The sequence below is a fragment of the Allobosea psychrotolerans genome, from assembly GCF_002917105.1.
Classification (GTDB): Bacteria; Pseudomonadota; Alphaproteobacteria; order Rhizobiales; family Beijerinckiaceae; genus Allobosea; species Allobosea psychrotolerans.
In genome coordinates this window covers 1-26384 of the sequence record NZ_PQFZ01000020.1, presented here as the reverse complement: position 1 = coordinate 26384, position 26384 = coordinate 1, and the positions used below count along the sequence as shown (strand labels likewise).

General features: G+C 62.1%; 20 protein-coding genes. 10 read left to right on the top strand and 10 right to left on the bottom strand.

All coding sequences use genetic code 11. The features are described 5' to 3' along the window. The first annotated feature begins 62 nt into the window (after window positions 1–62). Both CYD53_RS24460 and CYD53_RS24455 read left to right on the top strand, forming a co-directional pair. The gene (locus CYD53_RS24460) at window positions 63–821 is read left to right on the top strand and encodes a Crp/Fnr family transcriptional regulator (protein ID WP_245928411.1); all 759 of its coding nucleotides are present in this window, start codon (window positions 63–65) and stop codon (window positions 819–821) included. A gap of 32 nt (window positions 822–853) precedes the next feature. Then, window positions 854–2782 (top strand): hybrid sensor histidine kinase/response regulator, encoded by a 1929-nt coding sequence (locus CYD53_RS24455; protein ID WP_103720704.1) that lies wholly within the window; start codon window positions 854–856, stop codon window positions 2780–2782. 74 nt (window positions 2783–2856) lie between these two features. Here CYD53_RS24455 and CYD53_RS24450 read toward each other — a convergent pair whose 3' ends face one another. From CYD53_RS24450 to CYD53_RS24440, 3 genes are all read right to left on the bottom strand, one after another. Next, window positions 2857–4032, bottom strand: a complete 1176-nt coding sequence (locus CYD53_RS24450) for an acetate/propionate family kinase (RefSeq protein ID WP_103720703.1) — start codon at window positions 4030–4032, stop codon at window positions 2857–2859. 22 nt (window positions 4033–4054) lie between these two features. Beyond that, the gene (locus CYD53_RS24445; protein ID WP_103720702.1) at window positions 4055–6448 is read right to left on the bottom strand and encodes a phosphoketolase family protein; all 2394 of its coding nucleotides are present in this window, start codon (window positions 6446–6448) and stop codon (window positions 4055–4057) included. A 372-nt stretch (window positions 6449–6820) separates the two neighbouring features. After that, window positions 6821–7294, bottom strand: a complete 474-nt coding sequence (locus CYD53_RS24440) for a host attachment protein (protein ID WP_245928410.1) — start codon at window positions 7292–7294, stop codon at window positions 6821–6823. A gap of 359 nt (window positions 7295–7653) precedes the next feature. Between CYD53_RS24440 and CYD53_RS24435 the strand changes: the two genes are divergently transcribed. Genes CYD53_RS24435 through CYD53_RS24425 form a run of 3 tightly spaced genes read left to right on the top strand, consistent with a single transcriptional unit; the run spans window position 7654 to window position 12523 of the window. Beyond that, the gene (locus CYD53_RS24435; protein WP_245928409.1) at window positions 7654–8646 is read left to right on the top strand and encodes an HlyD family secretion protein; all 993 of its coding nucleotides are present in this window, start codon (window positions 7654–7656) and stop codon (window positions 8644–8646) included. Continuing rightward, on the top strand, window positions 8636–11386 hold the full coding sequence (rbbA, locus tag CYD53_RS24430) for a ribosome-associated ATPase/putative transporter RbbA (RefSeq protein ID WP_103720700.1): 2751 nt from the start codon (window positions 8636–8638) through the stop codon (window positions 11384–11386). The genes CYD53_RS24435 and rbbA overlap by 11 nt, the downstream gene beginning before the upstream one ends. A gap of 3 nt (window positions 11387–11389) precedes the next feature. Then, window positions 11390–12523, top strand: a complete 1134-nt coding sequence (locus tag CYD53_RS24425; protein WP_103720699.1) for an ABC transporter permease — start codon at window positions 11390–11392, stop codon at window positions 12521–12523. 158 nt (window positions 12524–12681) lie between these two features. On the opposite strand, the gene CYD53_RS24420 is transcribed toward CYD53_RS24425, so the two are convergent. Continuing rightward, the gene (locus CYD53_RS24420; RefSeq protein WP_103720698.1) at window positions 12682–12936 is read right to left on the bottom strand and encodes a hypothetical protein; all 255 of its coding nucleotides are present in this window, start codon (window positions 12934–12936) and stop codon (window positions 12682–12684) included. A 378-nt stretch (window positions 12937–13314) separates the two neighbouring features. On the opposite strand from CYD53_RS24420, the gene groL reads away from it, so the two are divergent. Then, window positions 13315–14937, top strand: a complete 1623-nt coding sequence (groL, locus tag CYD53_RS24415; RefSeq protein ID WP_103720697.1) for a chaperonin GroEL — start codon at window positions 13315–13317, stop codon at window positions 14935–14937. Between the two features lie 223 nt (window positions 14938–15160). Here groL and CYD53_RS24410 read toward each other — a convergent pair whose 3' ends face one another. The 3 genes from CYD53_RS24410 to CYD53_RS24400 are packed head-to-tail and all read right to left on the bottom strand — an operon-like array spanning window position 15161 to window position 18672. Further along, on the bottom strand, window positions 15161–15730 hold the full coding sequence (locus tag CYD53_RS24410; RefSeq protein WP_103720696.1) for an HPF/RaiA family ribosome-associated protein: 570 nt from the start codon (window positions 15728–15730) through the stop codon (window positions 15161–15163). 43 nt (window positions 15731–15773) lie between these two features. Continuing rightward, window positions 15774–16058, bottom strand: coding sequence for a hypothetical protein (locus tag CYD53_RS24405; protein WP_146056001.1), 285 nt, complete (start codon window positions 16056–16058; stop codon window positions 15774–15776). A 58-nt stretch (window positions 16059–16116) separates the two neighbouring features. After that, complete coding sequence (locus tag CYD53_RS24400; protein ID WP_103720694.1) at window positions 16117–18672, bottom strand: cation-translocating P-type ATPase; 2556 nt, start codon at window positions 18670–18672, stop codon at window positions 16117–16119. A 174-nt stretch (window positions 18673–18846) separates the two neighbouring features. Between CYD53_RS24400 and CYD53_RS24395 the strand changes: the two genes are divergently transcribed. Next, complete coding sequence (locus CYD53_RS24395) at window positions 18847–19689, top strand: universal stress protein (protein ID WP_103720693.1); 843 nt, start codon at window positions 18847–18849, stop codon at window positions 19687–19689. Between the two features lie 44 nt (window positions 19690–19733). On the opposite strand, the gene CYD53_RS24390 is transcribed toward CYD53_RS24395, so the two are convergent. From CYD53_RS24390 to CYD53_RS30035, 3 genes are all read right to left on the bottom strand, one after another. After that, window positions 19734–21098, bottom strand: coding sequence for a Do family serine endopeptidase (locus CYD53_RS24390; protein WP_210202425.1), 1365 nt, complete (start codon window positions 21096–21098; stop codon window positions 19734–19736). An 84-nt stretch (window positions 21099–21182) separates the two neighbouring features. After that, window positions 21183–21728: an Hsp20/alpha crystallin family protein gene (locus tag CYD53_RS24385; protein ID WP_103720692.1), complete on the bottom strand. Its 546-nt coding sequence runs from the start codon at window positions 21726–21728 to the stop codon at window positions 21183–21185. Between the two features lie 642 nt (window positions 21729–22370). Continuing rightward, window positions 22371–22577: a hypothetical protein gene (locus CYD53_RS30035; RefSeq protein ID WP_146056000.1), complete on the bottom strand. Its 207-nt coding sequence runs from the start codon at window positions 22575–22577 to the stop codon at window positions 22371–22373. A gap of 499 nt (window positions 22578–23076) precedes the next feature. Between CYD53_RS30035 and CYD53_RS24380 the strand changes: the two genes are divergently transcribed. From CYD53_RS24380 to CYD53_RS24360, 3 genes are all read left to right on the top strand, one after another. Beyond that, entirely contained in the window at window positions 23077–23691 is a 615-nt protein-coding gene (locus tag CYD53_RS24380; protein WP_103720691.1) for a GAF domain-containing protein, read from the top strand. A gap of 223 nt (window positions 23692–23914) precedes the next feature. Next, the gene (locus CYD53_RS30940; protein WP_103720690.1) at window positions 23915–24244 is read left to right on the top strand and encodes a c-type cytochrome; all 330 of its coding nucleotides are present in this window, start codon (window positions 23915–23917) and stop codon (window positions 24242–24244) included. Between the two features lie 952 nt (window positions 24245–25196). Continuing rightward, complete coding sequence (locus CYD53_RS24360; RefSeq protein WP_103720687.1) at window positions 25197–26288, top strand: sensor histidine kinase; 1092 nt, start codon at window positions 25197–25199, stop codon at window positions 26286–26288. Window positions 26289–26384: the final 96 nt, after the last annotated feature.

The following is a 26384-nucleotide window of genomic DNA, read 5'->3' as shown; positions in this document are numbered from 1 at the left end:
TCGTCTCGCCGTGACGGGAGTGACGTCAGTTCTCTGCGTCAACAGGCAAGAGAGAGACGCTCATGTTCACGGAAACCATCATGTCACAGCGGCCCGGCTTTGTCAGCGCCATCGCTGATACAACGCCTCCTGCTCTGAGCCTGCAGGCCCTGTTCAGCAAGCAGGCTGTCGAGACGTTCGAAGGCGGTTCCGCCGTGTTTTGGGAAGGGGATTCAGCCAGGCATGTCTTCGAAGTCGTCGAGGGCGTCCTGCGCGTGTTCAAGATCACAGGCGACGGTCACCGGGTGATCACCGGTTTCATCTATCCTGGCGATCTCCTTGGCGTTTCCCTCAAGGACCGGTATCTTTATACCGCTGAAGCGGTGACGAAGACGAAGCTTCGCCGCTTCACCCGCAGGCGCTTCCAGGAGGAGATCAACCAGTCTCCGGAGCTCCGGCCGCAGCTCTTCGCGCGTCTCTGCGATGAGATGGCAGCAGCGCAGGACCAGATGGTTCTGCTCGCGCGAAAGAGCGCCGAGGAGCGGGTCAGCAGCTTTCTGCTTGTCATTGCCCGTCGGTTGTCGAGCGACCAGCTAGCCCAGCCGATTGTCGAGATTCCCATGACACGGCTCGATATGGCGGATTATCTCGGCCTGACCATCGAGACGGTTTCGCGGACCATGACCAAATTGATCAGTGCGGGGGTGATTGCTCCGAGCGGTCGCCATTCCGTCATCGTTCGCAAGCCGGCAAAGCTTGCCCGGCTTGCAGGCGAGGGGGATGATGACGATAAGCAGACGTGGGACCAGGCTTCGATTCAGCAGGCGATCTGGCCTCAATGATGGACCAAGTCGTTCAAGAGGCGACGCTTGCAATGAAGCCGAAGGTCACCAGTGATCATAGCCTGGACGAGATCGTGCGTGTCCTCGACGGCGCCAACATCATCGTCCATGGCTTCGACGGCGTCATCAGCCGTTGGACGACGGGATGCGAGGAGCTTTACGGCTGGACCCGCAGGGAAGCGATTGGAGCAGTCGCGCATGATCTGCTCGGAACCGTTTTTCCTGTGCCACTCCATGAGATTCACACTCATTTGCGCCAGCACGATATCTGGGCTGGAGATCTGACACATCGGCACAAGGACGGTCATGTAATTTTCGTGGCGAGCCGATGGGTGGCTGTGAGCGCGGAAACCTCGCCCGGCTTCGTGATCGTCGAGACCAATATCGATGTCAGTGCCCAAAAGCATATGCAGGCCGACCTCATCGCCAGGGAAGCGCATCTCCGTTCGATTCTGAACACCGTGCCCGAAGCCATGGTGGTCATTGATGAAACTGGCACGATCACCTCCTTCAGCCCCGCCGCGGAGCGCCTGTTCGGCTATGCGGCAAAGGATATCTGCGGGGAGAACGTCCGCTGTCTGATGCCGCAGCCGGACCGCGATGCGCATGACGGCTATCTCTCGCGCTACCTGACCACAGGCGAACGGCGCATCATTGGCTACGGGCGTGTCGTGACGGGCCTCAAGAAGGACGGCACCCGCTTCCCGATGGAGCTGGCCATCGGAGAGGCTGTCGTCCATGGCAACCGCATTTTCACCGGCTTCATCCGCGATCTGACCAGCCGCCACAAGATAGAAGAAGAGCTGCGCCAGGCCCAGAAGATGGAGGCCGTCGGGCATTTGAGCGGCGGCATAGCCCACGACTTCAACAATCTCCTGACCGTCATTGTTGGAAATCTGGAGATGATCGAGCGTCGCCTCGACGATGCGAAGCTGCGCGCCCTCCTGCGCGAGGCGCAGGATGCGGCGGATGACGGCGCCAACCTCACCGCGCAGCTGCTGGCATTCGGCAGACGGCAACCGCTCAACCCGAGGCTTGCCGATATCGGTCAGCTCGTGGCGAATTTCTCCGACCTTCTGCGCCGGACGCTCGGCGAGGCGATCGAACTGCGGACAATCGTCAACGGAGCCGTGAACCAGGCTCTCGTGGACGCGTCGCAATTGCAGAACGCCTTGCTCAACCTGGCCCTGAACGCCCGCGATGCCATGCCGCGCGGTGGGCGCCTTACCGTCGAGGTCTCTCCTGCGCAGATCGACGCGGATTATGCGCGCATGTTTCCCGAGGTGAGAAGCGGCAGCTACTTGCTGATTTCCGTTACCGATACCGGGGTCGGGATGTCGTCCGAGATCCGGCAGCGTGCCTTCGAGCCGTTCTTCACGACGAAGGGTGTCGGCGCAGGGACCGGCCTTGGCCTCAGCATGGTCTATGGCTTTGCCAAGCAGTCGGGCGGGCATCTCCAGCTCTACAGCGAACCGGGACAGGGCACGAGCGTGCGGCTGTATCTGCCTGTGGCCGCCGCCGGCAAGGACCGCGAGGGCCCCGCCGCGACCGAAGGCAGGGGAGCGGCCAATATGCCGAAAGGGACCGAAACGATCCTCGTCGTCGAGGACGACGCCCGCGTACGTCGCGTTGCGGTCGCTCGGCTGGAGGACACAGGCTATCGGGTTATCGAGGCTGCGGCCGGGGCCGAGGCGCTGCAAATGCTTGCCGTCCATCCCGAGATCAAGCTGCTTTTCACAGATATTATCATGCCGGGCGGCATGACGGGGGACGAGTTGGCGAAGGAGGCACGGGCGATGCGGCCCGACCTCAAGATCCTCTTCACCTCGGGCTATACGGAGCCAAGCGTCGCTGGACGCGAACTGGCTGCGGAGGGCAGTTGGCTGAAAAAGCCCTATACCGCCGGCGAACTCGCCGTTCGTCTGCGGGAGCTGCTCGAAGGAAGGATCGGGTCTCGTTGAGGGCTTGACGGCGTCGAGCCTGTTGCCTGCGAGCGTCCGATGGAACAGCGGGAAATGATGGCGCTGCGCGCGCCCTAGCCGATCGCGCGGCAGACATGACGTGCGATCGTCAGTTCCTCATCGGTGGCGAGAACCAGGACCTCGATGCGGCTGTCGTCGCGGGATATTCGTTGCTTGCCGTCCAGGTTGGCCTTGTCTTCGAAGCGCAGGCCGAGCCATTCCAGGCGCCGGGCTGCAAGAGCCCTGATCTGGTGGGCGTGCTCTCCGATCCCACCGGTGAAGACGAGGCGATCGAGCCCCCCCAGCGTATTGGCCATTGCCGTGATCTCGCGCGCCAGCCGGAATACGAAGAGATCAATCGCTTCGGCGGCATGCGGGTCTTGGCTGGCGAGCAGTGTCCGCATGTCGCCAGATACGCCGGAGACGCCAAGCAGGCCCGATTGGCGATAGAGCAGATCGTCCAGCTCCGCGATCGAGAGACCTTCGACCTGTTGAAGATAAAGCAGGACACCGGGATCGAGCGCGCCGCAGCGCGTGCCCATGACGAGGCCATCGAGTGCCGAGAAACCCATTGTCGTATCGAGGCTCTTGCCGTCCCGCATGGCGCACAGGCTCGCGCCATTGCCGAGATGGGCCACGACCGTCCGCTTGCCGGTATCCCCTGGTGCGATCTCGGCAAGGAGCCTTGCGATGAACTCGTAGGACAGCCCGTGAAAGCCGTAGCGCCGGATGCCTCTCACCTCAAAGGCGCGTGGAATTGCGAAGCGGCTGACCGGTGGTGCCAGGCCATGGTGAAAGGCGGTGTCGAAGCAGCCGAATTGCGGCAAGTCGGGGCGCAGGCGTGCGAGCGCTCGTACTGGCGCGAGGCTGCGCGGCTGATGCAATGGCGCGAGCGGTGTCAGGGCGGTCAGCGCTGCGATCGCGCGCTCATCCAGCTGGCAGGTTTCGAAGTACGCGCGGCCACCATGAACGATCCGATGGCCGGCCGCGACCAGGCGATCCTGACCCAGATGGGCTTCGATCCAGCCAAGCAGGTCTCCGGGCAGATCGTCCTGTTCGGCTCGTTGCGAGCCCCACCGCTGATCGGCGAGGCTTTGGCCGGCTCCACTCCTGGCAACGAGACGACGCGCACCGTCTTTCTCCTCGATCTCGCCGCGCACCAAGAGTGCAGGATCGCCGGAGCCAATCTCAAACAAGCCGAACTTGATGCTTGAAGAGCCTGCATTCAACGCAAGGATCGCGTCCGTCATGGCCTTGCCCTGCCCAGAAGGGTCATGGAATGCCCACGGCAGACGGCGCGTGCGGCCAGCGCCAATCCCGAATCTCCGGCATGTCCTCGCCATATGCGCGGATATAGGCCCCATGTGCGATCAGCCGGTCGCGGAAGCATTGACGCGCGCGTGAGGCATCGGAACCGAGCTCCGGGAGCCGGTCGATCACGGCGATGGCGAGATGGAATCGGTCGAGTTCGTTCAGCACCAGCATATCGAACGGAGTCGTGGTGGTGCCTTCCTCCTGATAACCGTGGACATGCATGCCGGCATGGTTGCTTCGATCATAGGTCAGCCGGTGGATCAGCTGCGGGTAGCCGTGGAAGGCGAAGATCACCGGCCGACCCTGCGTGAACAGAGTGTCGAAATCCCGGTCGCTCAGCCCGTGAGGATGATGCTTGTGGCTCTGCAGCGTCATCAGGTCGACCACGTTGACGACGCGAATGGTGATTTGGGGCATTTCTGCCCGCAGCAGAGCGACGGCGGCAAGGGTCTCGATCGTGGGCACATCGCCGGCGCAAGCCATGACCACGTCCGGCTCCGAACCTGGCCTCTCGTTGCCGGCCCACTCCCAGATGCCGATTCCCGCGGCACAATGGATTGCCGCAGCCTCGCCGGTCAGCCATTGCGGCGCAGGAGCCTTGCCGGCGACGATGACATTGATGCGATCATAGGTGCGCAGGCAGTGATCGGTGACCCAGAGCAGGGTGTTGGCATCCGGCGGCAGATAGATCCTGCCGATATCCGCCTTCTTGTTGGCAATGAGATCGAGGAAGCCCGGGTCCTGGTGGCTGAAGCCGTTATGGTCCTGCTGCCAGACATGCGAGGTCAGGAGATAGTTCAGCGAAGCGATCGGCCGACGCCACGGGATTTCGCGCGAGACCTTCAACCATTTGGCGTGCTGATTCACCATCGAATCGACGATGTGGATAAAGGCTTCGTAGCAGGAAAATAGGCCGTGGCGGCCAGTGAGCAGGTAGCCCTCGAGCCAGCCCTGGCAAAGGTGTTCGCTCAGCACCTCCATGACCCGTCCATCCCGGGCGAGATGGACGTCATAGGGCTCTATCGGCTCCATCCAGACGCGTTCTGTGACGTCGAACACCGCGTCAAGGCGGTTTGACGCTGTCTCGTCGGGACCCATGATGCGGAAATTGCGCGCTTGTGCGTTCAGCACCGCGACGTCTTTGAGGTAGGCGCCCATAACGCGCGTCGCCTCGGCAACAAGGCCGCCAGGGCAGGGCAGTTCGAGGCTGTAATTGCGATAATCGGGCAGTTTTAAGCTGCGTTTGAGCTGCCCGCCATTGGCGTGCGGATTGGCGCCCATGCGGCGCGTCCCCGATGGTGCCAGCGCTTGCAGCTCCGACCGCAACTGGCCCGCCTCGTCGAACAGCGTCTCAGGCTCATAGCTTCGCATCCACTCTTCGAGCAGCTTGAGATGGGCGGCGTTGCCGCGCGCGTCGGTAATCGGCACCTGGTGAGACCGCCAGAAGCCCTCGACCTTCCTGCCATCGACGAATTTCGGTCCGGTCCAGCCCTTTGGGCTGCGCAGCACGATCATAGGCCAGCGCTGGCGTTCGTCGACGCGCCCAGCAGCGCGAGCTTCCGTCTGGATCGCATGGATGCGGTCGAACACGGCGTCCAGCGTGCCTGCCATGAGCTGATGCATCAGCTCCGGTTCGCTGCCTTCGACGAGGAAGGGCTCGTAGCCATAGCCGATGAGCAGGCTGCGCAGCTCTTCGGGCGGCATCCGCGCCAGCATCGTGGGGTTGGCGATCTTGTAGCCATTGAGGTGCAGGATTGGCAGGACAGCGCCGTCATGGGCCGGATTGAGGAATTTATTGGAATGCCAGGAGGCGGCGAGCGGCCCGGTCTCGGCTTCGCCGTCTCCGATGACGCAAGCAACGATCAGCTCCGGATTGTCGAGCGCGGCGCCGAAGGCATGAACCAGCGCATAACCCAGTTCGCCGCCCTCATGGATCGAACCTGGCGTCTCGGGGGCGGCATGGCTCGGAATCCCGCCAGGAAACGAGAACTGCCGGAAGAGCTTGCGCAGTCCTTCCGCATCGCGGGAGATATCGGGATAGGTCTCGCTATAGGAGCCTTCGAGATAGGTGTTGGCGACCATGCCAGGGCCGCCATGTCCGGGGCCGCAGACATAGATCATGTCGAGGTCGCGCGCCGCGATCATTCGGTTCAGATGCGCATAGATGAAGTTGAGGCCCGGCGTCGTGCCCCAGTGGCCAAGCAGGCGCGGCTTGACGTGCTCGGGCCGGAGCGGTTCGCGGAGCAGAGGATTGTCGAGCAGATAGATCTGGCCGACCGAGAGATAGTTCGCGGCACTCCAATAGCGATGGATGAGGCTTAGCTCGTCTCGGCTCATGGGGGCGGCGATCATGGCTTCTCCTCAATCCGGTTGCCTGCCGAATGGAGCATACTCCTTCGCTGCAGGTTCTGATCTAGCGCAAGGGAGGCGGGCTTTTTCAGCGTTACCTGTTGCCGGCCGGGGGAAGATGCGGCAGCCAAAGCCTGGGCGTGACTTCAAGATCGAGATGGTTCGCCTGATCGAGCGGTAAACCTCGCGCAAGCGTCTCGGGACCTGAAAGTTCACGAGACCATGCTGCGCATGGGCGAGGGCGCTTGCCGCCGATCCGGGGGAAGCCTTTCGCGAGCCTGGCGCAGATGAAGCCGACGCGGACTTCCTCAGTGCCCGACGTGAGATCGAGCACCGCGCGTCAAAGCCGATTGTGGACCCCGGGCGACACTATGATCAGGCGCTGCACAGCAGCCGCTCGATCTCGTGAACCGGATGCTTCGTCAGGTCCTTGTGGATCTCGGCGATGATGGACGAGCGAAGCTCGCCATCGAGGTTCTCCCGGAGCGCGGCGAGCATGCGCGGCGGCGCGACCAGGACGAAGCCAGGGGGGCGGCGGGTACGATGCAACGCTTCGATCGCCTCGATCGTGTCACGCGCGAAATGCGCCTCGGCCAGTTCGTGCCAATCCGGCGCGTCGATCGCGCTTGTGGGCGCAATGGCGTTCTGGACGCGGCCGGGTCGATCCGCTCCCTGTTCGACGTTGGATGGATTGGCCGGTGCTTCGTTCACCTGCTCGACCTTCAGGTTGGGAAAGGCGGCGTCGCCCTCGTTGCGCAGGAAAATAGCCTTGCGGGCGTCACAGACGATGACCCAACCATCGTGAGGAATTCGCAGATTCATGATCTTGATCTCCAGCGTATGCGGCATGGCCGCCCAGCACCATGATCTCGGAGAATGTGCCGCGACGCCTTGATCAAGCGCAAGATGGAGCCTTCTCCTGCTGGGGCTGGTTTCGAACTCGGTTGCGACGATGGCGAGACGATTCGCGTCGATACCGCGCCAACTGTCAGCTTCCCGCGACATGTGACGCCGCGTCGCGCGATCAATCGGCGCTCCTCCGGATTTCTGCTCAGGCGCGGGCGGACATCAGGATGGCGCAACGGCAGTTGAGCGAGATCAAGGATCGGCGCAGCGATCTCACTCAATTCTGATCCCGTCCGGGTTCGCGATCGACCGGATCAAAAAGCGCAGCACCACATCCGGAAAGTCAGCTCCGCCCGATGCGCATGTCCCCGATATTGATGGCCTTGGCCGCTGCGGCTGCCCTTGGCGGATATTTCTACCTGGCGCGCCCAAGGTTACTCGCGCTGCCCCCAGGTCTAGCCCAGGCCAATGGACGTATCGAAATCGAGCGCGTCGATGTCGCCACGAAAACCTCGGGCCGCATCGCGGAAATTCGCGTTCGCGAAGGTGACTTCATCGAGAAGGGCGCGGTCGTCGCTCGAATGGACGTTTCCGATCTGCTCGCGCAACTGGCCGCAGCTCAGGCGTCGCTGCGCCGCATGGAGGTGAACATCGGCAAGGCGAAGGCGGAACTCGGCAGCAGGGAAGCGGAGCTGAAGCTTTATGAGGTTGAGTTGCGGCGGGCGCTGGATCTCGGCCGCAACATCATGAGCCAGGCCGAGGCCGACAAGCGCCTGGCTCAGCGCGATGTTGCGCAAGCGGCGGTGATAGGCGCCAAGGCCAGCATCGCGGACGCCGAGGCGGCACGGGACGCGGCGCAGGCGCAGGTCAATCTCATCCAGGTCAATATCGACGACATGACGCTCTCGGCACCCGTTTCGGGCCGGGTGGAATACCGCCTGGCGCAGCCAGGCGAGGTGATCGCCGCCGGCGGACGCGTGGTGACCTTGCTCGACGTCTCGGATGTCTTCATGACGATCTTCCTGCCAACCGCTGAGGTCGGCAGGCTCGCATTGGGCTCGGATGCGCGGATCGTGCTGGACGCCGCGCCGCAATATGTGGTGCCGGCCACCGTGTCGTTCGTCGCGGGTGAGGCGCAGTTCACGCCGAAATATGTCGAGACCAAGAATGAGCGCGAAAAGCTCATGTACCGGGTCAAGCTGAAGATCGCTCCCGCATTGCTCGATAGCTACCGAGCCTATGTGAAGGCTGGCCTCACCGGCACCGCGACGGTCAAGGTCGCCGCCGACGCAGCCTTCCCCGAGGCGCTGCAATTGCGGCTGCCGGAGCCCCCGAGGACGAGCGATGTCCGGTAACACCGATATCGCGGATGACGCCATACGTGTCGCCGGAGTGAGGCACCACTACGGAGCAGTCGCTGCTCTGCAGGATGTCTCGCTGAGCTTGCCGCGCGGCTCGGATACGGCGATCATCGGCCCTGACGGCGTCGGCAAGTCGACGCTGCTCGGGCTCATAGCCGGCGCGCGCATCATCCAGCAAGGCCAGGTCGAAACCCTCGGCGGCGACATGGCGAATGCGGTTCATCGCACGCAAGTCGCGTCGAGGATCGCCTTCATGCCGCAAGGCCTCGGCAAGAACCTCTATCCGACCCTGTCGGTCGCCGAAAACATCGATTTCTTCGCAAGCCTCTATGCCACTTCGGCGGCCGAGCGGAGGGAGCGTCGCGACCTGCTCCTGAAGGCGACCGGTCTCGATCCCTTTCCGGATCGTCCTGCGGGAAAGCTCTCGGGAGGCATGCGACAGAAGCTTTCGCTCTGTTGTGCGCTCGTTCACGACCCCGAGTTGCTGATCCTGGATGAACCGACAACCGGTATCGATCCGCTCTCCCGTCGTCAGTTCTGGCAATTGATCGACAGCATCCGTGCGGCTCGGCCGACGATGACGCTTGTGGTGGCGACTGCCTATATGGAGGAAGCCGAGCGCTTCAGCCGACTCGTCGCCATGGATGCGGGGCGTATTCTGGCATCGGGGAGCAGGGACAAGGTCGTTGCAGGGAGCGGCGCAAGCGGCGTCGAGGGGGCCTTCATCCGGCTCCTGCATCCTGGGGTGGCGACAAGCTCCGTCTTCTCGTCGCTGCCTGCGCGAACCGCCTTCGATGGACCTCCGGCCATCGTCGCCGAGGGGCTAACCCGTCGCTTCGGAGATTTCACGGCTGTCGACAATGTCAGTTTCCGAATAGAGCGCGGCGAGATCTTCGGCTTTCTCGGGTCGAATGGCTGCGGCAAGACCACGACGATGAAGATGCTGACGGGCCTGCTTCCGGCTTCGCTGGGCCGCGCGGAGCTGCTGGGTAGGCCCGTGGATGCAACCGATATCGAGACCCGGCGACGTGTCGGCTACATGTCGCAGTCCTTCTCGCTCTATAGCGAGTTGACAGTTCGCGGCAATCTTGAACTCCACGCCAAACTCTATCATCTGGCAAGCGACGCGCGCGACAGCCGCATCACCGAAACGCTGAAGCGCTTTGATCTCGACACGATCAAGGATGCATATCCTGCCGGGTTGCCGCTGGGCGTCCGCCAGCGCTTGCAGCTCGCGGCCGCCTGCCTGCACCGGCCCGAGGTGCTGATCCTCGACGAGCCGACCTCGGGGGTCGATCCGGAAGCGCGAGACCGGTTCTGGAGCCATCTGGGCGAACTGTCGCGGCGCGACGGCGTTACCATTTTCATCTCCACCCATTTCATGAATGAGGCGGAACGCTGTGATCGCGTCTCGTTCATGCATGCCGGCAAGGTGCTTGCCGTCGGAACTCCGGACGAGCTTCGCAAGGCCAATGGCACAAAGACGCTCGAGGGCGCGTTCATCGCCTGTCTGGAGCAGGGCGGGGGAGCCCCGACGGCGAAAGACGCCCTGGATGGGACGCCGGCCGGCCTGCCGACACCCCCTGCCCACCCGGGCGCGAGGAGCACCGGCACATGGTTGAGCTGGGTCGGCGCTTTCGCGGGTCGCGAGGCGCGTGAGGTGCTGCGCGATCCCATCCGCCTGAGCTTCGCGCTGCTCGCGCCGCTCCTGCTGATGATGACGTTTGCGCGCGGCATCTCTTTCGATATCGAGTCCCTGCCTTTCTCGATCTATGATCGTGACCGCTCGGCGGAAAGCCAGTCGCTGACGGTCGATCTCGCGGGCTCGCGCTATTTCTCCGAGCGGGCGCAGGTGCTGGCCGATGTCGATGTCGACAGACGCCTGCAATCCGGCGATGCGGCGCTCGTCATCGAGATTCCGCCGGGGTTCGGTCGCGATCTGCTGCGCGGACACCAACCCACGATCAGCCTCTGGCTCGACGGCGCCAATCCATCGCGCGCCAATACGGCGCGGGGCTATGCGGAGGGCGTCGTGCAGTCCTTCATCGACTCGCTAGGACGTCGGGAGACAGCCCCCCTCGCGCAGGCGCGGTTCAACCTGGAGCCGCGCTTCTTCTACAATCAGGATTTCCGGAGCGTCTACGCAATGACGCCAGGCGTCATCATGTTCCTCCTCATGATGATACTGGCGATGATGACCGCGCTTGGCGTGGTGCGCGAGCGCGAGATGGGCTCGATCATCAATCTTGCCGTGTCGCCGGCGAGCACCGGGGCCTTCCTCGTGGGGAAGTTTCTCCCCTATGTCGCCATTGGCACGGTCACGCTGATGCTGATGATCGCACTCGCTGTCTTCGGCCTCGATCTGTCGATCAAGGGCTCCTTTGCCGCACTGCTCTTCGGCGGCGTGCTCTATGTCGTCACGGCTGCAACCTTCGGCATCCTGGTCTCGAGTTTCGTTCGATCCCAGGTCGCGGCGATTTTCGCCTGCGCGCTGCTCACTTTGATGCCGGCCCTCAATTTCTCCGGCTTCCTGCAGCCGATCTCGAATCTCTCGCCGGCAGCGCAGCTTATCGGCCTGGGATTTCCCTCATCATGGTTCCAGCAGATCAGCATGGGCGTCTTCGCCAAGGGGTTGCCTTTCGAGAGCTTCCTGGACGCGTTCTGGGCCCTGGCGATCTTTCCCGTCATCTACCTGGTTGTCGCGCGGTTGCTCCTCAACAAGCAGGAGCCATGAGCGATGGGGCGGTGGGCAGCCAATATCGTTCATCTCGGGCTCAAGGAACTCGCCAGCGTCTGGCGTGACCGCGGCATGATGGTCTTCATCATCTGGGCCTTCACCGGAGCGATCTATCTGGTGGCCTCCGGCGCGAGCACGGAGATGCGCAACGCCAGCGTTGGTTTTGTCGACGGCGATCAGTCGCAATTGTCGAACCGTATCCGCGATGCGGTGCGTCCGCCGGATTTCGCGCCTCCGGTTTCCCTGGACCGCGCCGAGATCGACCATGCGATGGACAGTGCGCGGTTCACCTTCATCATCGACGTGCCGCCGCGCTTCGAGCAGGATCTGCTCGCCGGACGCAGCCCGACATTGCAGGTCATCGTCGATGCGACCGCTATGACGCAGGCGGGCATCGGGACTGGCTATTTCAGCCAGATCGTGAACGGCGAGATCGAGCGCTTCCTGGAATTGCGCGGCAGGCAGATCTCTGCGCCGATCGCCTTCACAATCCGCGCCTTTTTCAATCCAAATCTCGAAGACAAGCGCCATATGGCCGTCATGGAGATCGTCAACAATGTCTGTATGTTGTCCATCATTCTGGTCGGCGCCGCCGTCGTGCGCGAGCGCGAGCATGGCACCATCGAGCATTTGCTGGTCATGCCGGTCCGCGCCAGCGAAATCGTTTTCGCCAAGATCTGGGCAAATGGACTCGTAGTGCTCGTGGCGGTGCTCCTGTCGCTCATTTTCGTGGCGAAGGGAGCATTGGGCATCACGATCAACGGTTCGATTGCGGTCTATATGATGGGCGCCGTCGTCTTCATCTTCGCTGTCATGGCGCTTGGCATCATGCTGGCAACGATCACGCCTTCCATGCCCCAGTTCGCCCTCCTGGCTTTCCCCACGGTCATCGTCATGGAAGTGCTTTCCGGCGGGATGACGCCGATCGAGAGCATGCCGGGCTATTTGCAGATGATCATGAGTGCAGTGCCCTCGACGCATTACGTCAAGTTCTCGCTCGGAGTGCTGTTCCGCGACGCGCCATTGTCGATCGTCTGGCATGAGATTGCCTGGATGGCGGCGCTCGGCGCGATCTACCTCGTCATTGCCCTCGGCCGCTTCAGGGCAATGCTGGAGAACGCGAGCGGCGCCTAGCTTTCTGGACCACGACAAGGGACCGGTGGTCGCCATCCAGGACAACGCTGCCAAGTTCCTTGGCTAGCGTGTCCACGGAGAGTTGGCGGTCCGATGTATGTTTGAGGGCGCAATCTGGCCAAACGGTGCATTCCGCATTGGAAGCAAGGCCTGGAGCGCTATGTGTCGGACGACCTTGATAGCCCTCCAGGTAGAGCTGCAGGGTGCGCGGGTGGCGCTTCCGCCAGCATGGAGATTTGAGAAACGGACGGGGAAGCTCCAGTTAGGTTTTGACTTTGCCGTGCAAGCTGCGCAAGTTTTGCCTCTTCTTCCGCCAGTAGTTTTTCTATTGTCTTGCGTCGCTCGAAATTCGTCTCCGTCTCGAGAAGGGAGAGAAACTTCTTGATATTGTTGAGGGCGACATACTCTTCCATGACATCCCCTCGTCCATAGCGACTGGGAACGCTTGCCTTCCAAACGACGTGAGGCGCCTATATACTGAAAATCGAGCGATTTTATGGTGCGCCTGCTTGTGAACGCGACCTTGGGAATCCGTGCCCGGGCTCCATAGCCGGCCTCCAAGCAGGCCCTTGGCGGCAGGCATTGGCGTTTCGCCGGCCTGGCCGCTGGCAAAGATCAACGGCCTGACTTCAAAGGTATATTGCCTGCGGCGGCCCGCTCGCCGCGTCGGGTGTTCGGTGGAAGGCCGTCGACCGGCTCCGTCCAGCAGGTTCGCCGTGAGGCGTTTGACCTGAGTCAAGATCGGCAAGACCTGGTTTGGATAGGATTGGGCTTTGGACGGGGGGCGCCCGATGGCCCATAAACAGATTCTGTTTCACTCGGCAGCGCGCGAGAAGGTTCTGCGCGGTGCGGCCCTGTTGGCCGATGCGGTGCGGATAACCTTGGGTCCTCGGTCCAAGTCCGTGCTGATCGAGAAGAAGTGGGGAGCGCCGATCGTCTGCAACGACGGCGTCACCATTGCCAAGGAATTCGACCTCAAGGATCCCGAGGAAAATCTGGGTGCCCGCATGCTGCGGCAGGCTGCCGAAAAGACCGGCGACATGGTCGGAGACGGCACCAGCACGGCAACCATCCTCGCGCATGCCATATTCGCGGATGGCGTCCGCAACGTGGTCGCGGGGGCAAGTGCGATCGACATCAAACGCGGTCTCGATCGTGCCGCCGGGCGCGCGGTCGAGGCGCTCCGCTCATTGTCTCGTCCCGTCAAGACAGGCCTCGAGAAGGCGCAGGTTGCGACGATCTCGGCGCACAACGATCCAGAAATTGGGAAACTGGTGGCCGATGTCATGGACAAGATCGGCAATGACGGCGTCATCAGCGTCGAGGAATCCAAGACCACGGAAACGACTGTAGAGGTGGTCGAGGGCATGCAATTCGATCGCGGCTTCCTGTCGCCATACTTCGTGACCGATCCAGACCGCCAGGAAGCAGTCCTTGAAGACGCTCTCGTACTGGTGTCTGACCGGAAAATCGGCAGCCTTCAGGACCTGGTGCAACTGCTTGAACAGGTCGCCAAACTGGCGCGGCCTCTGCTGGTGATCGCCGAAGATGTCGAAGGGGAGGCTCTCGCCACTCTGATCGTCAATCAATTGCGCGGGGCGCTTCATTGCTGCGCCGTCAAGGCGCCGGGCTTCGGCGATCGCCGCAAGGCCATGTTGCAGGACATCGCCTTGTTGACGGGAGGGCAGATGATCTCCGAGGAACTCGGCATCAAGCTCGAAAATGTCGGCCTGGAGCAACTCGGCAAGGCCAAGCGTGTCGTCGTCGACAAGGATGCCACCACCATTGTCGGCGGCCATGGCGAGCGTCAGCAGATCGATGCGCGCATCGATCAAATCCGGCGCGAGATCGAAAAGACGACCAGCGACTACGATCGCGAGAAGCTGCAGGAGCGCCTGGCCAAGCTTGCCGGCGGCGTCGCGGTCGTCCGCGTTGGCGCTCCGTCGGAGTCGGAGATGAAGGCGCGGAAGGAAGCGCTGGATGACGCGATCAGCGCGACCAAGGCAGCCGTGGCGGAAGGTATCGTCCCCGGAGGGGGACTTGCACTGCTGCGCTGTATCGAGGCGGTTACCGACGAGGAGAGCAAGGCCGAAGGAGACGAAAGGACGGGCATCCAGATCCTCAAGCGCGCTCTGGAAGCCCCGACACGCCAAATCGCCGAGAACTCTGCGAGCGACGGCGGCGTCGTTGTCGCCCGGATGCTGGAGGGCAAGGGAGGCCAGGGTTTCGATGCCGGTCGCAAGATCTATGTCGATCTGATCGAGGCCGGAATTATCGACCCCACCAAGGTCGTGCGCATCGCGCTCGAAAACGCGGTATCGGTCGCCAGCGTGTTGCTGCTCACGGAAGCCACCATGACTGAGATCCCGGAGGAACCGAGGCACCGTTCCCCTGAAGCCGAGATGGCTCTGTGATCCTCCGCTTCCGGCGATCGTTTTCCTTGGCTCATCCAGGTCTGGCCTGATCCGGACGGCTCGCACCTCTTTGAACGGCGATAGCCATGGCCTCTCGATGCCCTGCGTCCTGCTTCACGGACAGGTCGGCGAGATCGTCAGCTACGGGGAGTTGGTGCCTTCCCTTGTCTCGCGGCTCCACAGGCCGGCCTGTACCTCAGCTCAGACGCCGTCATGCGGATATTCAGACCTTGAGGCCGTGCTTCTTCAGCAGCCTCACGGTGCTGGCTTGTGGGCCCTTCTCGCCTTCCTCCTCCGCATAGGTCACGCGTGTCTTGACGCTGAGAAGCGGGAACTCCTGGTTGAGCACGCTGTTGCGATGAAAATAGATCTCGCGCCCGTCCGCGGTCTCGATGAACCCGAACTCGCCGAGCGGGTCGAGCTTGACGACGGTGCCGATCGGCAAGCCGCCATGCTGCTTTACCTCTCCCTGCAGTTGTTGCGCGTGTTCCTGCAGCTGGCGGCGTGCCCGCTTGAACGCATCGTTGATCGCGAAGGCGAGATCGGCATGGCGCTCGTCGTCTTGCCGTGTATGCCCAATATTGACCTCGCGCCCCTCGGGCAAAGCGAGACGAATATTGATTTCGAAGAGCCCGCCCGTTTGGTGATGCCCGCCTGGCGCCTTCAGGACAACTCGCCCCGCGGTTATCCGGCCGAAGCGGTCCTCAAGCTTTTGCAGTTGCTTGAGGACCGTTTCCCGAACGGCCGGCTTGGCAGCCATACCCTGGAAGTCGATCTCGACCTGCGTTTCCATGACATCGCATCCCTGCTTATGCCCGTGCAGTATTCGTGGGGAGTCAGGGCATCGCCTTGATATGCCTCAAGAACCGCTGGCCGGAACGCAACCTTGCATCGCCATTGGAACCGTCAGCCTTTCGCCGCCGCCGGGAGGCCGCATGCGGAAAAAGCGGCAGCTCGGCCGGGTCGAATGGCAACGACACGGCCATTGGATCGGCGGCGCCAACCAAGCAGAGGCGATAGGCGAGGGGCGTTTCGTCCGGCAGCGCCGACATGATGACCCAAGACGCCGTCGATCGCGACAACCGCGTCGCGAGCGGCTCCATGATGGTCGTGGCTTTCACGCGCCGCGAACCGGCAGCCGCTCCCTTGCGCGCCCACTCGATCGCAGCGGGACCGTCGTCAGGCGCGCGCCCGCTTGTAAAACTCCATAGCGCCGAGAACGATCAGGCCGGCAGATCCCAAGACGAGACCGTGCGTAAGAGTCATCGCTTCCATTGACAGCAAGTCGCGCAATGAGGGCACCCACAGCACCACGGCCTGAAGCAATTGTGTGCCTAGCACTGCGGTGACCAGAAACAGGTTCGAGGCCAGCGGCACAGCGAATGCTGAGCGCTGCTCCGATCGACAATTGAAGCAGTGAGCGTTCTCACACCAGACGAGCAGCCAGAGGACCGCTCCCTGGGCCGCGGCCTGCGAGCTTCCCAGCTTTTCGAGCGCCACATAATAGTAGCCGAAGGCTATCAACCCGATCACCGCACCGCCCAGCATCAGCTGCTCGATCATCCTGCGGTCGAATATCGGCTCATTGGACGGCCGCGGCGGGCGCTCCAGGATCTTCGGATCTCCCGCCTCGAAGGCCAGGGCAACGTCCTGAATCCCATTCGTGATCAAGTTCAGCCAGAGAAGCTGCGCCGCCGAGAGCGGCGGCGGCAGCTGAAACAACGTGCTGAGCAGCATCAAAAGGATCTCGGCGGCGCCGGTCGACAGCGTCAGCAGGATCACCTTGCGCAGGTTGTCATAGGCGATTCTGCCAGCCTCGATGCCTGCGATAATCGAGGCGAAATTGTCATCGATCAGAATAAGGTCGGCAGCCTCGCGCGCAACGTCGCATCCGCTCTTGCCCATAGCGACACCGATGTCGGCGGCTTTCAGGGCGGCCGAGTCGTTGATGCCATCCCCGGTCACGGCCACTACATGCCCCTGTCGGCGCAGGCTTTCCACGATAGCCAGCTTCTGCATCGGTTCTGTCCGAGCAAAGACGTGAGCGTTGGACACCAGCCTGTCGAGCGCAGCGCCATCCACCTGCGCCAGTTGCTCACCTGACACGATCTCGATCGGGTGCTCGGCCAGGCCAAGTTCCCGCGCGATTGCCAAGGCGGTCAGTGGATGGTCCCCAGTGATGAGCACGACCCGCAGGCCGGCCTGCTGCGCATGGGCGACGGCTTGCTTGGCTTCCGGACGCAGGGGGTCGGTAAGCGCCGCCAAGCCAAGGAAATGCAAACCCTTGGGTTTGCTCGCGGTGGTCAGAGCGGTGCCGCCCGCGGCGACAGCGATGACGCGGTAGCCCGCCGACGCAAGCCGCTGAGCAGCGACAAGGGCGTCCGCATCCACATCCTTGCAAAATGCCGCCACGGTCTCAGGCGCGCCTTTGACATAGGCAATCAAGCTCTCGCCGTCGTGATGGAACGTTGCTGCGTAACGCTGCTCCGGTTCGTAGGGATGGCGATGCGCCGGTTCTCGGGTGTCCAGACCAAGACGCAGGTTATCGGCGACACGCGTAAAGGCCAGGTCCACCGCATCCCCAACAGGCCCGTCCGCGCTTCCAGAAGGTGCGTCGCTGGCTCGGAGAGCGGATCTCAGCAATTCATGCCCCGATGGATGGTCGATCCCAACGTCGCCAAGACCTGGAATCCACAGGCATGTCACCGTGAGCTCGTTGCGGGTCAGGGTTCCGGTCTTGTCTGTGGCGATCAGTGTGCAGGCTCCCAGCCCTTCGACCGCCGCCAGGCGACGCACGACGACGTGACGATGCCCCATCTGCTGGGCTGCGATCGACAGCGTCACCGTCATGGCAATGGGCAGCCCTTCGGGAATGGCAGAGACGGCCAGCGCAATGGCGAGCAGGAGGATGTCGGCGCCAGGAGCGCCGCGCGCCAGTTCCAGCAAGGCGACGATGGCGATGGTTCCGACCATCGCTATCGCGACATGATTCGTGAAATGAGCCATTCGCCGGATCAGAGGTGGAGGTGGCTCCGGCTTCGCCAGCTCCGCGGCGATCAAGCCCATCTGCGTGTCCCGCGCGGTGGCGACAACGACGGCACGTCCCCGGCCCGACATGACCGTGGTCCCCGCATGCAGCATCGTTGCGCGGTCTCCAAGGCCAGCCTCGCTGGCGATCGTCGCGGTTGCATCCTTCGCGGAGGCGAAGGACTCGCCTGTGAGCAAGCTCTCGTCGACGGTGAGCGCGTTGATATCGAGCAGTCGCATATCCGCCGCGATCTGCGCGCCACTTTCCATCTCGACGACGTCGCCTGGCACAAGCTGCTCGATCGGAATCTTGGCCAGGCGGCCGTCCCGCCAAACAGCCGTGGTACCCACGATCAGGGCCTTGAGCGCGCGAGCTCGTTGCTCCGCCTGCCACTCCTGGAATGCGCCGATAGCGGCGTTGAGGACGAGAACGCTGAAGATGAATAGCGCATCTCCCAGACGTCCAAGACCTAGCGAAATGACGCTTGCTCCGAGCAAAAGGTAGATGAACGGGCTTCGGAACTGGGACAGGTAGACACCTAACACCGTCCTGGCCTGAGGCGCTGGCATCAGGTTCGGACCATAATGTGCCAGCCGCCGTGCTGCTTCCGCCTGGCTCAGCCCCGCAGCCGATGAATCGAGTCTTGCGAGCGCGGCCTCCGGAGAGAGGCAATGCCAGGGCTTCAAACCCGCACAGGTGACGGTCATGACAGCCAGCCCTTTTCAAGGTTCGAGGCGGTTCTCCGCAGGGCTGGTCGCAGCCGGCAACGGAGAGACCAACGTGTTGAAACAAGCCGGAAATAGCCTTCGAATTGTTTGATCTCGCTCAAGGACGGCCTGCATCTGCCTGGCGATGGTCTGTAATCATCACGGGAGTCGGTCATGATCGAAGGCATCAAGAACGTGCTCGTCACGATCGCGGAGGAGGGGCGCGGTAAGGAGACTTCAGCCTTCGAGTACGGCTTGTCCCTGGCCCGGCAGGCGAATGCGCATCTGACGGTGCAGGCGGCTGCCGCCCGCTTTTACGTGCCCTATTCCATGCTCGACGACTTCTCCCAGGCAATCATCTCGACTGAAAACCGGCGCATTGCCGTTTTGGCCGAGGCATTCGCCGAGCGCGCAAAGGCGGAGGCTGACTTTGCCGGCGTAGTCTGTGGAGTTGAAAGCCCTCAGCTCCACTTCAGTGAACTGATCGACCGCTTCCTCGCCAATGCGCGTGTCCATGACATTTCCGTTCTCAACGCTGAATCGTCCAAGGCGGAGATCGATTGGGATCTGATCGAAACCTGTCTGTTCGATAGCGGCCGGCCGGTCATGGTCATCCCGCCCGGCCGGACCGAGTTTGCATGCCGGCATGTGATCATCGCCTGGGATGGGAGCGCCAGCGCCTCGCGTGCTGTCTTGGGAGCGATGCCCTTTCTCAAATTCGCGGAGGCGGTCGAGATCGTGTCCGTTCTCGGCGAAAAGGACCTGCCGAACTCCGTGCCCGGAGCCGATCTCGCTCCGCACCTTGCGCGGCATGGCGTGAACGTCAGCGTTTCCAACACGACGCTCGCTTCGAAGGAGACAGTCGCTGCGGCCATCCAGCGCGAGGCCGCTGGTTTTGAGGCGTCGCTGATCGTCAGCGGAGCCTATAGACATTCGCGCGTTCGGGAATGGCTCCTTGGCGGCGTGACAAGGTCAATGCTGGAGCAATGTTCGCTGCCCCTATTGATGGCCCATTGAGCAAGTCAAGCAGGCCGACGACCAAGGCAGCTCGGCAGAGGCCGTTACTGCACGACGAGGAAGAGCGCGTGGCCGTCGCGGAGCAGCGTGAGCAATAACCGCTTTGCGCTGGCCTTGGCGGACGCCGCGAATTCATCGGGCCCGGTTATCTCTTCCTGATTCACCGACGTGATGATATCGCCCTTGCGCAAACCGGCACGGGCGGCCTTGCTGCCGGTCTGCACGGAAATGACCTGGACGCCGTTCGTCGACTTGTCCGCCGTGACCGGACCAAAGCTGGCGCCCTCCAGAAGCGGATTGATCTGGCCGCCCTCGATAAGTTTCTGAACCGGCGCCGCCACGGAAGCACGGACAACCATCGATTTTCCGCCGCGCAGCAGGACCAGATCCGCCACGTCGCCGATGCGCAATAACCCAATCTTGTTGCGCAGATCCGATGCACTGCGCACGGGAGCCTTGTCGATCGCCGTAATCACGTCGCCCACCTTGAGGCCGGCCCGCTCGGCTGCCGATCCGGCCTCGACATTGGCGATCACCGCACCCGATTGATTGGTGGCAAGCCCCATCGCGCCGGCGAGGTCATGGGTCAGATCCTGGACGACTACCCCAAGCCGACCGCGCCGCACCGAGCCGTACTTGACCAACTGATCCATCACGTCGCGGACCATATTCGCCGGAATGGCGAAGCCGATGCCGACATTGCCTCCAGCCGGACCGACGATCGCGGTGTTGATACCCACAAGCTCGCCGCGCAGGCTGACCAAAGCACCCCCCGAGTTGCCTGGATTGATGGGCGCGTCGGTCTGGATAAAATCCTCATAGCCCTTGATGCCGAGGCCGGTGCGACGCAGCGCGCTGACAATGCCCTGCGTGACAGTCTGGCCGATGCCAAAGGGATTGCCGATGGCGACGACATAATCTCCGACCTCGAGCTTGTCGGAGTCGCCCAGCGCTATCGCAACCAGGTCCTCGGCGGGCACCTTGATGATCGCGACATCGGTGTCCGGATCGGTTCCGATACGCTTGGCCTGGAAACGCCGGCCGTCCGTGAGCGTCACCGAGATTTCGTCGGCATGCTCCACGACATGATTGTTCGTGACGATGAGGCCCTGGCGTGCGTCGACGACGACTCCCGATCCAGCCGCGCTGATTTCCCGCGCCGCGGGGGTGTCGGGAACATTGAAGAATTTTTGAAAGAATGGATCGTTGAGAAGCGGGTTCTGCTCCTGGGCCATGCGTCCTTTGACGGCAATATTGACGACGCTGGGCGTAACCTTCTTCACCAACGGCGCAAGGGTTGGAAATGCGGCGCCCTGGCTTCCGGCAAGCGGAAGACCGAGGGGCTCTTGCGCAGAGCCGGCCAGCGTCGAGGCAAGCATCGCGGCGAGTATGACGATCAGTAACCGCATGGCGCTGCTCCAAGTCCGTAAACTGAAGCTTCAGCTTCCGGGGGCTTGTCGCGACCCGGAAGCTGTTCTGACAATCCGCAGACCTTACGCTGCCTTGACGTCGATCTTCTTGGCGGGCTTCTGCGCTTCCGGCTTCTTCGGGAGTGTTACGGTCAACAGACCCTTCCTGAAGCTTGCCTCGATCTTGTCGGCGTCGACGCCCTCCGGAACGGCAAAGAAGCGTTCGAATGAGCCGAAGCTGCGTTCGTGGAGATGGTAGCCTTTCCGCTTTTCCTCCTTCTCCTCCTGCTTTTCGCCCCTGATGGTCAGCCCGCCGTTGTCGAGCTTCACCTCGATGTTCTTCTCATCCATTCCCGGCAATTCGGCGGTGACCTCGTAGGCGTTGTCCTTCTCGACGATGTCCACGGCCGGTGCGGACGCCAATTTCAGTTCGCGGCGCCCAAACGGCTCGATGTCGAAAAGGGAACGGCCAAATGGAGACCGCCACAAATCGCGACCGAAACTCTCGAACAATCGATCGACTTCATGGCGCAGGCTCTCGAACGGGCGCCATGCCTGAACCGCGCCGGCATTTTCCATGACTTTCTTGTCTTCGGTTTTGACGGGTAGCTTCGTTGCAGCTTCGGCCATGATCGTTCTCCCTTCCGTGCCGGACGCCCCTAATGGGGCAAGATCCAATTGGGTTGACGTCGAACAAATCGAGTTGCCGCAGATGCGGCGCCATCATTTGAACCGCACCCGCGGCGATCAGCTTTGACGCAAATCAAGGATGGCGATGCCTGCTTCAGATGCGCGCCATTGGATCCGCGACTGAAGCAGGCGGAGCCGATCGGGATTGCGTGCGGGACGCGCGGATGAGTGGCATGCGACTGCGATCGCCCAGCCCCGAAACCGAGGGTTTTTCTTGCGACCTCGGCCAGCTTCATGCCGGGCGCCGCTGACCCAAGCGGAACCGCGACCTGCAGCCGCGTCGCGGTGCAGCTCGGCCATGAGGCTCACCAGGGACGGTGTTGAAACGTAATGCCGAAGAGCGATCGCGACACCGCCGCAACCTTGGCCAGGATCAGGGCGGCGATGACCGCTTTCAACCTGAGCGCCAGGGGAGGCAGGAGATGATGGCGGCGAATACCGGGTCGTGGGCGCGGAACTTCTCCCGCCAGTCGATCTGAACCCAATTTCGATGAGCATCAACCCGCTATCGACCTGAGATCCGCAGCGATGCGGTCCGTCTCCCCAGGCTCGATCCCGGCACCGACATCGCGTCATCCTCATCTATACGGCGCGGCGACGACGGCAGAATGGGATGACATTCGACGGCGTGGGAGGGTCCTGCGCCTTGATCAGCTCGATCAACACATCCTCAATGGCTTTTCGCAGGCGATCATCAAAAGCGGATTGACCCGTTAGCGAGAAAAACGCGCTCAAAAGCAGGGTGTTGCACTGATCATATTCAGATTGGCAATCGAGCTTTGTGGTCATAGCAAATCTCACATGACGGATAATGTCCAAAGACTGGATCGGTATGGGTGCAGCGCCGCATCGAAGCGTCATGCCGGGGCCGTGACTTTGATTTTGCGCAACTGGGTTTGAGCGAATGGGTTTCGCCAGCCTCCATCTCGGCCCGCCTCCCGCGGCAGCTTGCGGCACAGCGCGACCATCCAGGCACAATTGCCGATCCGCGATCCCTGGGCCGCGGCCTCGTCTCGGCCGCGGGAAGGGCGCACCGATAGGGAAGTGATCGTAGCTCGCTCGGCGGCTGGAAGACCACGCATCCCTTCGGGGTACCGAAAGATCGCCCTGCGCGCAGCGGAGGGCGATACTTCAACTCAGCGTTGGTGACCGGCATTGGATCGGGTTATGAGCGGATACTTCTAACACTATCGATCGCTGCCGGCCGGCGTCGGGTACCCAGCACGACAGAAGCCAACGTCATCAAGCCTGGGCCAGCCTGCCATCCGAGCGGTGGGGGAGCGGTGTCATGCGGCGATTCATACTCAGGGAAAATATCAAGCATTTCCATGAATTATTGAAGAATGAGCAGGATCCCGTCAGCCAGGATCTGCTGATCAAAATGCTTGCCGAGGCACAGCATGAGCTTTCGCGGCTTGAAAGCATCTGGCTGTGGACATGCCCGAAGGGCGCGGTACCGTTCGAAGTCGGAGCGGCAGTCGAGGCTGCCCTGGACGCCATTATCGAGAGGAGCAAGGCCGATTTCGGAAGCGTGCAACTCTGGAATGACGACACGCAGGGGCTTCACCTGATCGCCCACCGAAATTTCGACACGGCTTTGGCCGAGCAGTTCGCTCTCATTCGAGATGGCGTCGGAACGACCTGTGAAGCTGCGATGATCTCCCGGGCCGAGGTCATCATCGAGGACGTCGAGAAGGAGCTCGGGTTGGAGGCTTTGCTGTCATGGACCCGGCCTGCCGGTATCCGCGCCATTCATACAACGCCGATATTTGACCGCCATGGCAAGTTCATCGGGGTCTTTTCGACGCAATATTGCGCACCTCGATCGCTTGCTCCGGCTCAGAGGCGCCGTAACGGCGACCATGCCGAGTACTTGGGCGCGATACTCGAACGGACCAGGTAGTGGATTGACCGGGACGAAAGAGCCCGGGTCGGGATTCGGCGCGCCCGCATGCGAGTCTGCAGGATGCGTACTGGCGTTGTCGTTCACTCACAGGCATCACAAGGTGATGCAATGACTGGGACCAACGCCGCCAATGCCTGTTTCAATTTATACTGAGCCTGCGCTGGCGCACTGATTGCAGTTGTCTATGAGCCGCGGGATAGAATTTTAAGGAGTTCGAGGCATGCAGATCGGGTATCGACGTCGTTCAAGTTTGGGAGTTGCTGCGGCACTGCTAGTGGCATCCGCAGGTGGGGGCACTGCCGCGGATAGCGCCAAGGGACGCCGGATTGCCGAGCGCTGGTGCGCCGAATGCCATGTTGCTTCGCCTGTGCAGCGGCGAGCCTCCGACGCTGTCCCTACCTTTTCCCAAATAGGTAGGTCTGAACGTTTCAGCGAAGCGAAGCTCGCAGACTTCTTGGCGAACCCTCATCGTTCGCGCATGCCGAACCTGGGGCTCACGCGTTCCGAGATTGCAGATCTCGTCGCTTACATCAGACGCCAGGCGCGATAAGTTCGACGCCATCCGGATGATAACGACGACCATTCATTCCAACGCGTGGCTACTCACTCCGCCGAAGCTGTCCAGGTTGTGTCCAGTAGTTTGGTGCAGCTTCTGTTGGCTACCACGTTTGCCGGCTGGGCCGGGTTGTCAGGCAGCTGGGGTTGGCATGCCGACGATGGGATCGACGACCGGCTCTTCGTAAGGCTGGCTCGCGCCGGCCGGCTGACTGTCAATCAGATGGCTCCGCTAGCGGCGCAGATCGTTCATCTGCACGACACGGCCGAGCCCGTCACGGACCAGCGCAGCCAGGGCGGGCGGCCTCGGCCTGGGGCTGGGATGGCAGAGGACAAGCCTGCCGACACCAGTCCTCAACCAGGCTGACCAGCCGTCCCGATCCGACAAGGCTCTGCCAAGTGTGCTTCAAAGCTGGCCGCGATCCCGCCTCCGTCTAGTGCCGCTCTCAACGCCATGTCGGCACCATGTGGCCTGCCGATGCGGCCTTCGATATGCGGACCGATGCGAAGGCTCTCGGTCCGCGCCTCCCTCCCGATCAAAGGCGCCTTATCTCCTTATCGCGGCCTTCGAGATAAGCGGCGGGCATTTCGGATGGGTGGGCGAGGCCTGCATCGGCCGGCATGACTTCGCGCCGGGCAAGCCGACCGACGATGCGTTTACCCAGGCCCTCAATGGGCGCCTGGACGGGCTCCACTCCCGCCCGGAACGAACTGGGCGCCGGATGAACGCCGGGAGCAACGTCAGCTTGGACCAACTTCAACTCCTTCAGGGCCGTCCGCCCCATCGTTGATTTGGATCAAGGCAAAATACGGGGCCATCGCCATAGCATCGCGCGGCGCCAGGGACCGCAAGCACGTGAAGCTGCATTGCTTATCGCATCTCCGGCGATCCGCCTGGGGTTCTGTCAAAGCCGCCTGAATGCGTTGGCGGAACTCGGAATGGGGCAATGGCGGAGAAAGAGACCACACTCGAACACGACCTGGCCGAGCATCCGACGACATGGCTCTTGGAGCGATATGGGGCTGGTTGGTTTGGCGAGGCGGCATGGCAGGATCGGGAAGCTCAATTCCACTCGCTTTTGGAGGAATCGCCCGACGCGGCCGTCATCGTTGACCAGACCGGCCACATTATCTACGCGAGCAGACGTATCGAGGCCGTGTTCGGTTATCTGCCACATGAACTCGTTGGCAAATGCATCAGCGTCCTTATCCCGGAACGGGACAGAGATCTTCACGCAGGTCATTTGCTCCGTTTCTTGCAAGATCCGAAGCCCCGCATCATGAGTGCGGGAATGGATTTGCGGGCGCTTCGCAAGGACGGCACCGAATTCCCGACCGAAATCAGTTTAAGTCCCCACCCCACGCCGGGCGGACTGCTCGTGGTGGCCGCAATACGCGACCGTGAGGCTCCCAGGCGAGTGCAGCGTTTGCTGATGGGGGAGGTACACCATCGCCTGAAGAACACTTTGGCGACCGTGATGGCGATAACGTCGCAGAGTTTGCGAAGCGCGCGTGACCTCGAAGAAGGCTGGACGGCGGTCGAAAGCCGATTATCTGCTTTGGCCAGGGCGCATGACCTGCTGCTTGACGAAAAATCGAGCGGTGCAAAATTGGCCGACGTCATTGGCCCCGCGGTCAAGCCATTCGAGGGCCATAAGGGCCAACGATTTCATGTTCAGGTCATGGACATCGACATAGACCCCGAAGCAATCCTCCCCATTGCGATGTCCATCAATGAGCTGTGCACGAATGCAGTCAAATACGGCGCATTGTCCAACACGGCGGGGCACATCGACATCGCGGCGACAATCGATGACACGGCACAGAAACTCGGACTGACCTGGACCGAGAGAGGTGGTCCGGCGGTTCGTGAGCCGACACGGCGTAGTTTTGGGACGCGCCTGCTCAACCGCCTTGCCCATCAGCTACAGGGGGAGATGCGGTTGGAATACAAGCCGACAGGGGTCGTCTACGAGCTCGACATTCCCCTGGGCGCTCTCCGCTTTGAAGGAACTGCTATCGATCGACCATCGTCCTAGGTGTTTGATCCCGGGCTTTGATGGTGCAGTCTTTTCGCGCGAGTGGAAGGAGGCGCTATGGGCCAGGTTCACCATGGGAGCGCCACGACGACAGAG